9 protein-coding genes are annotated in these 12215 nt (G+C 49.0%); 5 read left to right on the top strand and 4 right to left on the bottom strand.

All coding sequences use genetic code 11. The features are described 5' to 3' along the window. Positions 1 to 209 precede the first annotated feature (209 nt). Positions 210 to 458 (top strand): HPr family phosphocarrier protein, encoded by a 249-nt coding sequence (locus tag LK536_RS45735; RefSeq protein ID WP_008719889.1) that lies wholly within the window; start codon positions 210 to 212, stop codon positions 456 to 458. A 93-nt stretch (positions 459 to 551) separates the two neighbouring features. Here LK536_RS45735 and LK536_RS45730 read toward each other — a convergent pair whose 3' ends face one another. After that, positions 552 to 2096 carry a BCCT family transporter gene (locus LK536_RS45730; RefSeq protein ID WP_008719888.1) on the bottom strand — a complete coding sequence of 515 codons (1545 nt, stop codon included), beginning with the start codon at positions 2094 to 2096 and terminating at the stop codon, positions 552 to 554. 186 nt (positions 2097 to 2282) lie between these two features. Between LK536_RS45730 and LK536_RS45725 the strand changes: the two genes are divergently transcribed. Beyond that, complete coding sequence (locus LK536_RS45725; RefSeq protein ID WP_025485511.1) at positions 2283 to 2828, top strand: hypothetical protein; 546 nt, start codon at positions 2283 to 2285, stop codon at positions 2826 to 2828. 16 nt (positions 2829 to 2844) lie between these two features. Next, a complete protein-coding gene (locus LK536_RS45720) occupies positions 2845 to 4134 on the top strand; it encodes a ComEC/Rec2 family competence protein (protein WP_227795830.1) in 1290 nt (429 codons plus the stop codon). An 82-nt stretch (positions 4135 to 4216) separates the two neighbouring features. Here LK536_RS45720 and LK536_RS45715 read toward each other — a convergent pair whose 3' ends face one another. Continuing rightward, complete coding sequence (locus tag LK536_RS45715; RefSeq protein WP_025485513.1) at positions 4217 to 5200, bottom strand: zinc dependent phospholipase C family protein; 984 nt, start codon at positions 5198 to 5200, stop codon at positions 4217 to 4219. 170 nt (positions 5201 to 5370) lie between these two features. Between LK536_RS45715 and LK536_RS45710 the strand changes: the two genes are divergently transcribed. Next, positions 5371 to 6777: an alanine/glycine:cation symporter family protein gene (locus LK536_RS45710; protein ID WP_120055174.1), complete on the top strand. Its 1407-nt coding sequence runs from the start codon at positions 5371 to 5373 to the stop codon at positions 6775 to 6777. A 162-nt stretch (positions 6778 to 6939) separates the two neighbouring features. Continuing rightward, positions 6940 to 7518 (top strand): zinc ribbon domain-containing protein, encoded by a 579-nt coding sequence (locus tag LK536_RS45705; protein WP_227795829.1) that lies wholly within the window; start codon positions 6940 to 6942, stop codon positions 7516 to 7518. A gap of 644 nt (positions 7519 to 8162) precedes the next feature. Here LK536_RS45705 and LK536_RS45700 read toward each other — a convergent pair. Both LK536_RS45700 and LK536_RS45695 read right to left on the bottom strand, forming a co-directional pair. Beyond that, entirely contained in the window at positions 8163 to 10451 is a 2289-nt protein-coding gene (locus tag LK536_RS45700) for an ATP-binding protein (RefSeq protein WP_227795828.1), read from the bottom strand. A 327-nt stretch (positions 10452 to 10778) separates the two neighbouring features. Then, a complete protein-coding gene (locus LK536_RS45695; RefSeq protein WP_227795827.1) occupies positions 10779 to 12014 on the bottom strand; it encodes an ABC transporter substrate-binding protein in 1236 nt (411 codons plus the stop codon). Between the last annotated feature and the right edge of the window lie 201 nt (positions 12015 to 12215).

Genomic DNA, 12215 nt, shown 5'->3' with positions numbered 1-12215 from the left:
TTTATTTTGTCTTTTGACAATATGACGTAAAATCAGGATATTTTTTAACTTAATTTTATTAACATTTTACAAAAAATAAACAAGTTTTCCAGATTGTCCCTTGCATTTAAAGGAAAAAAATGTTATTCTTTCAATATAGGGGCATGTATAATTATTCGAGGGAGAGTGGTAACAAGTAGTTGGTTTTGTTTTTGAATTGAGGTGATTCTATGTTAACGAGACAGGTTGACAGTAAGGAGAAGGTATTCAAGGCAATCCCCATCTCCTATTTAATTCAGACAGCAAATCAATTTGACTGCGACATCTATGTGACAAGTGATAAGACCACGGCGAACGTGAAGCGTTATGATGAAGTTAAGAATCTCAGGATGACGGGATTTCTGACTTTTTACTTTAAGGGAAGTGACGAGACGGAAGCCGAGGACAGGATACAGAGTATCCTCTGGGAGGATCAGTAAGGGATAAGGAGAATAACAGCTATGCGGTGTACACACTAAACGAGGGCTGAAAGGGCGGCCCTCGTTTTTGATGCTTTTTTATGGAAGAAAATCTTAAATCTGTTTTTCATTGTCCAGGTAATGCCTGGCATCTTTAAAGAAACTCCATACAATAAGAACAATGATGAACCCAATGGGAAATGCAGCAATGATGGAGACAGTCTGCAGGTTTGCCATGGAATTTTCCGAGAAGATAAGCGCTATGGGCAGCAGCATCAGCATGACGGCCCAGAATAACTTTACAATCTTATCCGGCTCTTCATCCGCGCCCAGGGCCTTATAGGAATAGGAACTGGCAACCATGGTCAGCGCGTCAAAGGAGGTGGCGTAAAATGCAATCATGGTAACGGCCAGGAGCACCAGCCCTGCCTGGGCCAGGGGCATTGTCTCAAACACCGCGATGATTGCCTCATAAAGGCTTCCGGTCTGTTCATACAGCGCCATTAAGTCCAGCTTCCCGTGCATCTGAAGGCCTAACCCGTAGTTGCCCAGTATGATGAAGGAGGTGAAGGTACCTGCCAGACCGAAGAAATACCCTCCAAGCACGGTCTGGCGGATGGTCCTGCCCTTGCTGATCGTACCGATGAAAAACGGGGTTGCCACGCACCATACCATCCAGTATGCCCAATAGAAAATCGTCCATGTCTGGGGAAAGGATGAGGTGCGCATGGCATCGGTCCAGGTTGCCATGCCGATGAAATTCTGGGTCAGGTTGCCGATGGCAGTGATGCCCGTCTCGATGATGTAGCGTGTCTCGCCGCCCAGGAACAGGAAGTAGGCCAGCAGTGCAAAAAACAGATAGACACAGGAAGCCGCCAGCTTTGCAACGCCTTTCATACCAAAGTATACGGCCATGGTATATACCACGCAGATCACAACCAGGATGGCGATGGTCAGCAGGTTGCTTTCACGGATGCCGAACACCCGGCTGAAGGCCATGGAAAGCAGCGGGGTTGCAAGGGAGAATGTGGTGGCGGTTCCTGCCAGCAGTGCAAATACAGCGGTAAGGTCGATAAGCTTCCCCCATATCCCGTCTACCTTTTTTCCAAGGAGAGGGCGGCAGGCTTCAGAGTATTTCTGCTTGCTGCGCTTGCGCACATGGATCATGAACCCAAAGGAAACTGCCAGGATGATATAGAAACTCCAGGGAATGGGGCCCCAGTGGAACAGGGGATAGGTCGAAGCCCAGTCCTGTCTGGCACCCATGTCCGTGATATGGCTTTCATTGGCATAAAGCATCCATTCACAGAGGGAGTAGAACAGGATATCGGCCGCCAGTCCCGCGGTGAACATCATGGAGCCCCACTGGAAGGCAGAGTACTGAGGCTTTTCCAGGTTCCCAAGTTTGATTTTGCCGTATCTGGAAAATGCCATATAAAAGGAACAGATAAGCGCCCCCAGACCGATGATCAGATAATAGCTTCCCAGCTGGTCGCCCAGGAAGAAACGGACCGACTCCAGGATGGACGTGGAGCCTTGGGGAAATGCCATGAACAGGAAGCATAATATGACAATACATATAAAAGGTATGATGGTGGTTATCCAGTCCAGACGTTTTTTCAAGCTGGTGCCTTGGGGTGTGTTTGGTTCCGGTTTCATTCGATGTCCTCCTCAAATGTTCAAAAAATCAAAAATAGAAATTATATTGAACATATTATCACCAGTCCATGGAAAAAGCAAGTAGTATTTGGAAAAATAACAATAATTTTGTAAGAAAAAAGGACTGTTAAATTGTATGGATCTTCGTTATAATAGTACCGTTGACAAAAGGAGGTTTATCATATCATGAAAAAAATTGGAAAATTATCATTGATATTAGCGGCTTTAGTGGCTCTGCTCTGCGGATGTACCCAGAGTAATATTGTATCCCCAACCGGAGGCACCATTGCAGGGGATGGGGTCCCGGATGTGGAAGTGGATAAGAATATCAGCATTGACTGGCCCGAAGTAAGGGAAGATTTAAGGGACAGCTTCCTCGACCCTTACGGTGAGTTTGCCGATTATGTACTGGACATGGACGTGAGATACGACGGGGGCAGCGGCCTGCTTACCGTGCTGCTTCCTGTTACCCATAAGACCACGGGCGAGGTTGCCGTTGTCTATGCGGAGACAGTGCTCAAGGCAGTGGGGTCCTCCATCGCTACCCAGAACTTCTATTATGAAGCGCCGGATGAGGAAGAGGCGGACAAGACCTATTACGGAAGCTATTTTGATGAGCATGATGTGTGCGTTCAGGTGTTCTTCTATGATGAGGAAGGCAAGACCGATACTTATCTGGTTAACGACACCATGAAGGCAGGCGAACAGCGGGCGCTGACAGCCCAGAATTAGTAAGGAGATTATGGGGATGCGAATTGACAGATACTGGAAACAGGCGGCAGCAGGACTGCTTGCCATGATGATGTTCATGACAGCAGGCGGAGGGATGGACAGCTTTGCAATGACGGATTCACAGCCATTCAAGGCCCAGGGACAGGCCCTTACTGCACCGGATAAGATTATCATAAAAGATGACCAGGACCAGGGCCAGTCCGCTCAGTCCGGCCAGACGGCTCCTGTAATCCAGCAGATCCAATCAACCAACGGCCAGGCAGGACAGTCTGGCGGCAGCCAGGCAGCGGGGCAGGCCAACGGCGGTCAGGCTAACGGCGGCCAGACGGCGGGACAGGCTAACGGCGGCCAGGCAGCCGGACAGGCCAACGCAGGCCAGACTGCGGTTTCCAGCCAGGCAGCGGCGGCCAGCCAGCCTGTGATTCAGGCCAAGGCCCAGGTGGCCCAGTTTGGGGAGGTTTCCACACCAAAGACAGACACGTCCTCACTGTTTGGCCAAGGGCGCCTTACCATGCTGGCAAACCACGACACCAATGCACAGCTTCTATCCGTTATCATTGAAAACGGAGAGGGCGGGCTGATTGTTGTGGACGGCGGATGGACCAACAACACGGAGTATCTTTTAAACCAGATTAAACAGAAGGGCGGCCATGTTAAGGCCTGGCTTATCACCCATCCTGATTCAGACCATGCAGGAGCCCTTGCCGATATACTTTACAAGCACAATGGTGAGATAACCATTGACGGAATCTACTATTCCTTCCACGAGGACAGCTGGTATGCTGAAAAGGATGCAGAGGTTGCCAACATGGTTGCTTACCTCAAGGGGGCATTTGCCCTTGTGCCCCAGGACACGCTTCACGGTGACATCGTGTCCGGTCAGGTCATTGATGCAGGTCCTGCCAAGATACAGGTACTGAACAAGGCTTATAAGGCCACCAGTGACTTTGTGAATAACAGCAGTGTGGCATACATGGTAAGCCTTAACGGAACCAATGTGGTGTTCCTGGGGGATCTTGCCAGGGCCGGAGGCGAGATGCTCATGGCGGACCACGACCTGCGCGCCCTCAAGTGCGATGTTGTGCAGCTGGCCCACCATGGACAGAACGGTGTTGATTTTGAAGTTTATAAGGCCCTGAAACCCAGTGTTGCCCTGTGGCCTACCCCTCAGTGGCTGTGGGATAACGACGGAGGCAGCGGTGCAGGCACCGGTCCGTGGCTGACCCAGGAAACCAAGAACTGGATGGTACGTCTGGGGATTAAGACATCCTATTGCATTAAGGATGGGGACCAGGTAATTGAATAAGAGAATGCCAAAATAAAAACATACGGTTTCCCGTGATATATGAGCGGGAAACCGTATGTTTTATTCTGTCTTTGTACTGGCTTCATTCATCAATGCAGGGCAGTCCGCTGTGATAGGAGTAGTTGCCCAGTTCGGATAAAAGCATCTCCAGGCTGCCCGTACGGAGGGGCTGTCCCGTGTCCAGCATGGAATTAATCATATAAAAGATGGTGCTCAGCTTGCCCAGGGACTGTTTGAAAAGGTCCGGGAAGGACGCCTTGGAGGCAATCCGTTTATCCCATGGATTGCACCATGTCTCATGATGCAGGTTCAGGCTCCAGGCCGGATTCTCAACCACATCCGTCACCAGCTTGCTGGAAGCCACCGGATTCTTAAGGAAAATGGACTCAAAAAACTCAATCCGGTCCTTCTTCCTGCTGTTGGGGTCTGATAAGGTACGGCAGCCAAAGCGCAGGGCCAGTATGGATCTGTGGATCATGGGCGCGGTGACCTGGTAGCGGTTCTTATAGCTGAGGGGATAAAATGCCTCATTGATACAGTCGGACAGGAAACGGGAGATGAACTGTGTCTCCATGCCGTTCAGGCAGATGGTTGCAGCCTGGTTGAACTGGGACGGCTTCTTCCTCTTATACTTCTGAAGCAGCAGGGCGTCAATGTCGTTCTCCAGCTTGGCATGGAGTCCGTGGTAGTAAGCGCCCGGATGATGGACATCATACTCAATCCGTCCATAGACATAAGGGTGGCATATGGAATCGCCGATATAGTGGCATATAAAACCGCACATGTAGGCCAGTCCCTCTTCCCGCTGCTGCCGTGAATCAATCCTGGCAAGCTGCAGGAAACAGCAGCGGAAAAAATCATTCACATGGTGTTCGTGCATATGGGAACCCACATTGCGGTGGTCACGGTGGCGCAGGATAGGCAGGTTATAGAAAAACATATCCGGCCCCTGCAATCCCAGCTGATAAAGCCACCGGTACTTGGCAATGATAAACTTCAGATTGTTCTGCGGCATATCATTGTATGCTTTCATGCCTAGAACGTAATGGGTTGTAAAACCTGGCATCGGCATACCTCTTTTCTCATTCATTCTTTTATAATACCTATTCATTATTTTATCATAAACCACTATAAAATGCGAGGTACATCCATAAGAAAATTCCTGGAATTGTCATAGCGCGCCGCTTCCCGGAATAAGACATTTAATAAGAACAGACGCTGGACGGTAGGCAGCAGATGATGGAACGGCTGGAGCAGATCCATGGCATGGTATGGGGGCCATGGACCCTTGTGATATTCCTGGGAGTCGGCATATTTTTTACCCTTAAATGTCATTTTTTCCAGATAAGAGGATTTTCATACTGGTGGAGGAACACGGCAGGACGTATCCTGTCAGGAAAGGTATCGGAGGGGACGGGAGAAGGAAATGGAACTGATTCCGGCAAAAAAAAGGGCATCAGCCAGTTCCAGTCCGTGTGCACGGCCCTGGCGGCAACGGTGGGGACCGGCAACATTGCAGGGGTGGCCACGGCCCTGACCGCAGGCGGTCCCGGCGCCCTGTTCTGGATGTGGGTGTCGGCCCTGATTGGGATGATAACAGCCTACAGCGAGACCATGCTGGGCATCCGGTACCGGTACAAGGACAGCGATGGACATTATGTGTGCGGGCCATTTGTCTATATGGAGCGGGGGCTTGGGATAAAAGGCATGGGAATCCTCTACAGTTTCCTGTGCCTGATGTGCTCCCTGGGTATGGGAAGCATGGTGCAGGCCAACTCAGCCATCAGCACCATGGAATATACATGGAAGGTACCGGCCCTCACAGGAGGACTGGTATTTACAGGAATCCTGATGCTGGTCATCTGCGGGGGCATAAACCGGATTGGCAATGTGGCTGAGAAGCTGATGCCCGCTGCCTCCGGTATTTATATCGTATTTTCGCTGATAGTGATATTTTCCTGCTATGACCGGATTCCCGGCGCCCTGGCATCCATGGTGTCATCCGCCTTTTGTCCGGAGGCAGCCGCGGGAGGGGGAGCAGGTTATGTGGTAAGCCGCAGCATCCGTTACGGTATTTCCAGGGGTGTGTTCTCCAATGAGGCGGGGCTTGGGACCCTGGCCGTGCTTCACGGTCCGGCTGAGGGCACAACGCCACATGAGCAGGGGATGTGGGCCATGTTTGAAGTATTCTTCGACACCGTGATACTGTGTACCCTTACGGCCCTGGTCATCCTGTGCATGACGGATTCGGCCCTGGATGCGGTGCCCTATGAGGGGGCTGCCCTTGCCGCCTGGTGTTTCAGCGGCCGGCTGGGGATTGCAGGGGAATATCTGGTCAGCGGTTCCATGGTTGTGTTTGCATTTGCCACCATCATGGCGTGGTTTTATCTGGGGAAGCAGGCAGCCGCCTATTTCATCAGGGGAACCGGCCTGGGGGAACAGGCGGGAAGATGGTTTGCGGCCAGGGTCTATCCGCTGCTGTTCCTGGGGGCGGTGTTTCTTGGCAGCGAGGCCAGGCTGGACGTTGTGTGGATGTTATCGGATATATGGAACGGGCTTATGGCATTTCCAAACCTGACTGCCCTGTTGTTTTTATATAAGGAGGTAACCCTGCCTGAGGGATTCAGGGCAGGGAAGACGTGAGGATGAACCGGTGCCGGATATATGGGAAAACCTTCCCTTGAAATTACCGGACAGTACAGCTATAATGGACGTACAGCAAAACAAAAGACAGACCGAGGTCCTGCCGGTGCATCTCAGGCAGTGTTGCGAGGCGCCAGGGCCGGAACCCGGAAAGGAGCAGCTATGGAAACAAGAAGGATTTGTCCGAAATGCAGGAAACGGTTCCCGCAGGATGCGATTGTATGTGAGGAATGCGGGGAACAGCTGATTGATGCTGCATCTGATTTTGAGGCCTCTTTCTCAATGGTAAAGGAGCCGGTGCTCCTGTCCAACGGACATGATGTTGACACCGTATACCTGGAAGAAGCGTTAAAGGCCGCCAATGTGCCGTATTATGTGGAGGAAGGCCAGAATACCGTGCCTACCAACAGGTTTAAAGAAGGAATTGTGGAAATCGTTCCGTTTACAAATTATTATGTGGATAAAAGTAACTGGAAAGCAGCCAGGGAAGCGCTTAAGTCTGCCAAAGAGGAGACGAAGAAGGACCAGGAGGCCCCTGTGGTATTTTTGGATATGCCGGAGGAAGGGACTGGGGATGATCATAAGAAGAATGAGACAGACGGATCCGGCAGTGAGTCTGAGGAAGAAGCGAAGGAGGGCCTGTGGGGATGGCTTGCAGACCAGGATGCAGCCATGAAGCTGGTTGTGGGGCTTGTTGTCATCCTGTTCCTTCTGGGACTGGGCAAAATCCTGTTTTTCTGACAGAAGTGAATATGCATACCATGAAAAAACGTACCATCCTGGGGATGATACGTTTTTTAAAAAGTATTATTAAAAGGGAGGAGAGCTGATAATTTCTTATCAGCTCGAGTATTATGAAAAAAATCTTGTAAGCGTTTTTGTGTGGCAGCTATCTCTAACTGTCTATGGTTAAAGTATATAGGGAAAACATGAAGAAATAATGTTGATTGTGTAAAAGGTTTTTGAATGAAATATGAACATAGTGTGAATGCGGGGAACACTGCTGTCTCCTTCCCACCGGCTTTCCGGAATACAACTATAATACCCATGCATATTATACAATTACTCCGGACAAAGGAATACTGAAAATAAGTGATATCGGCGGCGGACAGCTGAAAGCTGACATCACAGCCTTTTGATGAAAGCACGATTGCGCCGTACGCTGCAGGGCCAATCGATATAACAGTGCCGTATGGAGAAGTCATGTATTCATTAAACAGCTGTGGAAAGGAATCAGCTGATATGGATGGAACGGAATAGGCATAGGATTGGTGTGATGGAAAATAAGTAAATAAAATGCCCGCCCTGTCTGAACCACAGGGTGGGCGGTGTCTGTAAGGACATTTAAGTAATCCGCTGGGAGCATCGAGTGGGTGCTTCCTTACTCATGAGGAAAATACTTCACCCAGCACTTTGCTGAGACTTGCCATATCAATGGGTTTTGCCACATGGGCATCCATACCGGCCGCTAAAGCCCTGTTCCTGTCCTCGGAAAAGGCATTGGCGGTCAGGGCTATGATTGGGATTGTCCCTGCGTCCGGCCGGTCCAGGCCGCGGATCCTGGAAGCAGCCTCATATCCATTCATGACCGGCATCTGGACATCCATCAGGATAAGGCCGTAATAACCAGGAGATGATTGCATGAACAGATCCACGGCTTCCTGCCCATTCCCTGCCCTTTCCGTCAGGGCGCCTTCTATGTGCAGTAGCTCGTTTAAAATCTCCGCGTTAATTTCATTATCCTCAACAATCAATATCCTTCTTCCGGTAAAGTCAAAACGTCTGCCCGGGATGGTATCCGGTTCCTTATTTTCTTCCTGGCTTTCCCCGGCATCCCCCATTTCCAGTTCCACATCAACAGTAAAGGTGCTTCCTTTCCCCGGCGCGCTTTCAACATGGATACTTCCACCCATCAAATCCAGCATGCTTTTTGCAATGGCCATGCCAAGTCCGGTTCCCTGGGTATGGTTACCATCTTTTTCCTCCATCCTGGTAAATGGCAGGAAGATGGTTTTTAAAAATTCTTCCGTCATCCCCCGGCCAGTATCCTTTATGATAAAACGGTATCTGGCATATCCCTCTTTGTCCGGCTGGGATTCAGCAATGGAAAATGAGATTTCTCCCTGTTCGGGCGTGTATTTTATGGCGTTGGACAGTATATTTACCAGGATACGGCTGAGGCGGAATTCGTCCCCTATGAGGGAGTCATTTTCAATATGGTTTTTCTCCATGTGGAATGTTAGCTTTTTTTCTTTGATTGGCGCCTGGAACATGGATACGATGCCTTCCAGCATGCAGGACAGTGAGAAGGCCGTATTATCCAGGAGCATTTTCCCGCTTTCAATCCTTGACATGTCAAGCACCTCGTCAATCAGCGACAATAAGTGCTTTGAGGAATAAGAAATCTTCTCCATACAGCCTGTTACTTTTTCAGGGTTCGCTGCATACTGCTTTGCGATGTCTGCCATTCCAAGGATGGCATTCATAGGCGTACGGATGTCGTGGCTCATATTGGAAAGGAAATTACTTTTAGCAATATTAGCGCTGTTGGCAGCGATAAGCGCCTGCTCTAAATCCTCACGCTGCTCCCACTCCTTGGTCATATCGGAAAGATTGGCAATCCATACTTCTTCCGAATCAAGGTGCACGGGATTGACCTGAAGGCGTATACGGCGCAGGTCCCCTGTATTCCGGTTCAGATGTCTGTGTATGGAACCTACAAAATCCCCCTGTCTGTCCCAATTGGCTAATTCATCCTTAATCCCGGCAATATCATCCGCGTCCCCGTCCCCGCCCTCTGAAAACAGCTGCTCTGCTTCCTGCCGGCTCCAGCCCATCACGCTTTCAAGATTAGGGCTTACATACTCCAGGCAGCGTTTTGTTCTGTTGTACATCATGTATACTTCATTTCCCCGGTCAATCAGAAGGTTTAGCATCCGCTCGCGGTTATATACGTCGGCATCCCTTTTTCTGTCTGCAATCTGATTAAGCCTGAAAAATATAAATCCGCTTATGAGGATAAGTAGAAACACAATTACCGCGCATGTAGAAAATACATTCCTGGAAAAATGGTTCATGTTTGCCCCGATGATATCCCCGCCCACAAAGAGAAGCAGGGTCCATTTTCCGTTTTCCAGAGGCGTGTAGCTGATATATTCCTGGTATCCGTCCTTTGTATAGACGGTTACCCCGCTCAAACCGCTGTCCATGGCTGCCTGAATCGCTTCAGCGCTGTTTTTACCATCCCTTGATGCGTACTCCAGATAATTGAAAAGATTATAATCCTTAATGGCCTTGTCAGTCTGGGTGTTGAACAGCCTGCTCCCGTTCTGGTCGATGACATAGCATACCCCTTTCTTTTCAAAGGCCGATATGGTCAGGATGTCCAGAATGGTATCCAGCTTATATTCCAGGGCAATGGCGGAAATGGCTCCGGAGCTGTCCTGCTTCTTCTCCACCGGAATTGCAAAAAACAGTGTGGCATTGCCATTTACATCCCGTCTTAAAAATGAGACATCCGTCTTGTCCTTTAAAAGCGCAATGGAGTTGTCCCTGGATATGAGCCGGCTTTTCTGCCCGTATTCATCCCGGCAGTTTCCTGCATCATCAATGAGATAAATATGGCTGAACTTCCATTCCTTTACCATGTTCTGCCTGTATTCACGGGTATCCATGTCCGGAATCCGGGAAAACAGGCTTAAATCATAATCGATACTATGCAGTAAGGACCAATTCTGATTCAGCTTGGAATTTATATTGTCGGCTACCTGATACGCAATTTCTGATAGATGATATTCATTTTCTTTTCTGGCATTATTTTCCATATTTTTCAGGAAAACGGACATGAGGCAGATAACGCCTGAAATGGCAATCAATGAGCTGATTACTATTGTATTGCGCATATGTTTATATCGGTTGCTATGGTCATACATTCTTTTTTTATTTGGATTCATATGGTTTCCAGCTTTTCATTCGTATTGGCGGGCGGTAATCCCTATGCTTCATTCAGGATGGGACAGATATGTGTTCATTAAATCCAGTGCACGTTCAGCTGACAGATGGTTTTCCAGCATCCCATCCAGGGTCTTTGTGGAAATCCCAAAAAATTCCTCAGAGCCAAGGCGCAGATAAGTGCGGTTGGTTTCCAGATATTTCTGTACCATACTCATGGCGCCGCTGTATTCAAAGGTAATGTCCCTCTTATAAGAAATCAATCCGTCCGTATGTTCATTCAGCACTTCCTGGGCCTGGGAAGATGTCATGGCCATCAGGACCTTCCAGGCCGCCTCCTTTTTCCTGCTGTTTTCTTCCACACCCTTGCTGACGGCCACGTTGAATGTGGGATAGGTCAGCAGGAAGTCCTGCTCCCTGCCAAAGTAGGGGAGGATTTCCAGGTCCTGGCCGGGAAGGATTTTGGAAAAACTTTCGCTGCTGATATTGACCATGGCCTGTGTTCCGTCCATGAATTTATCATAGCAGAGGAGGTCATCTGAATACATCGTATCCTGGTCCAGGATGTTTGACATATTAAGCCGTTCCAGTTTCTTAAAAGCCGGCAACCATACCTTGGTATCCAGCTGGTTTATCGTTCCGTCCTCATAGTCTCTTCTCCAAATAATCCCATCAACGGAGGACAGCTCTTCAATTCCCATACCCTGTAAAAGGTGCAGGGCATTGTAATCCTGGTGCAGATCAAGGGAATATCCGGTGATTCCATGCTTGTCAAACGCCTCACAGGCTGATAGGAAGCTGTCAAAATCCTTAGGGACAGGAATGCCATATTTGTCAAACAGCCTTTTGTTTGCTACAATCCCATCCACCGTGCCGGACATGGGAACCCAGAACACCTTTCCCTCCAGGGTCTTATAATTTTCAAGATAAATATCGTAGTAAGCGGACGCTGCTTCTGTTTTGGTCAGATCCATAAGATAGGGATCCAGGCTGAGGGAGTCCTTCAGGGAAAACTTACGGACCGTTATGATATCGGGGATATTGCCGGTTTCAGCCAGCTGTCTGTAATATCCAAGGTCCCGCTGGCCCTTGACCCACTTAATCCTTACATCAGGAACCAAATCCTGGACCTGCTTCGTGTAATCTTCGTAAACATCCAGGTTCCAAAGCGCCACTTCAATCTCTGGTTCCCTGTCCTGCCTGCATCCCTGGATGCCCATTAAGACAGCTGAAACAACTGCAATACAATTACAGACAAGCAAATGCTTTTTAATTATTTTTTTCATGATATTTCCTCATTGACAGCCTTCAGATCCTGTGCCTTTTTGTCCGGGTTACATATTGACAAAAAGTCTATTATTTTCCATTATAATGTAAAATGCCTGAGAGTACAATAAAAAGCCTTAAATTCTCCTGGAATGTGGGATGCACAGACGCCGGATAGCAGGTTTTAAACACGTCCCTGAAATGAAAATGCCCCCTTCATC

The organism is Clostridium pacaense (assembly GCF_020709765.2).
GTDB classification, from domain to species: domain Bacteria; phylum Bacillota; class Clostridia; order Lachnospirales; family Lachnospiraceae; genus Enterocloster; species Enterocloster hominis.
Note: the sequence above shows the minus strand (reverse complement) of the source record. Positions and strands in the feature narration are given on the sequence as shown.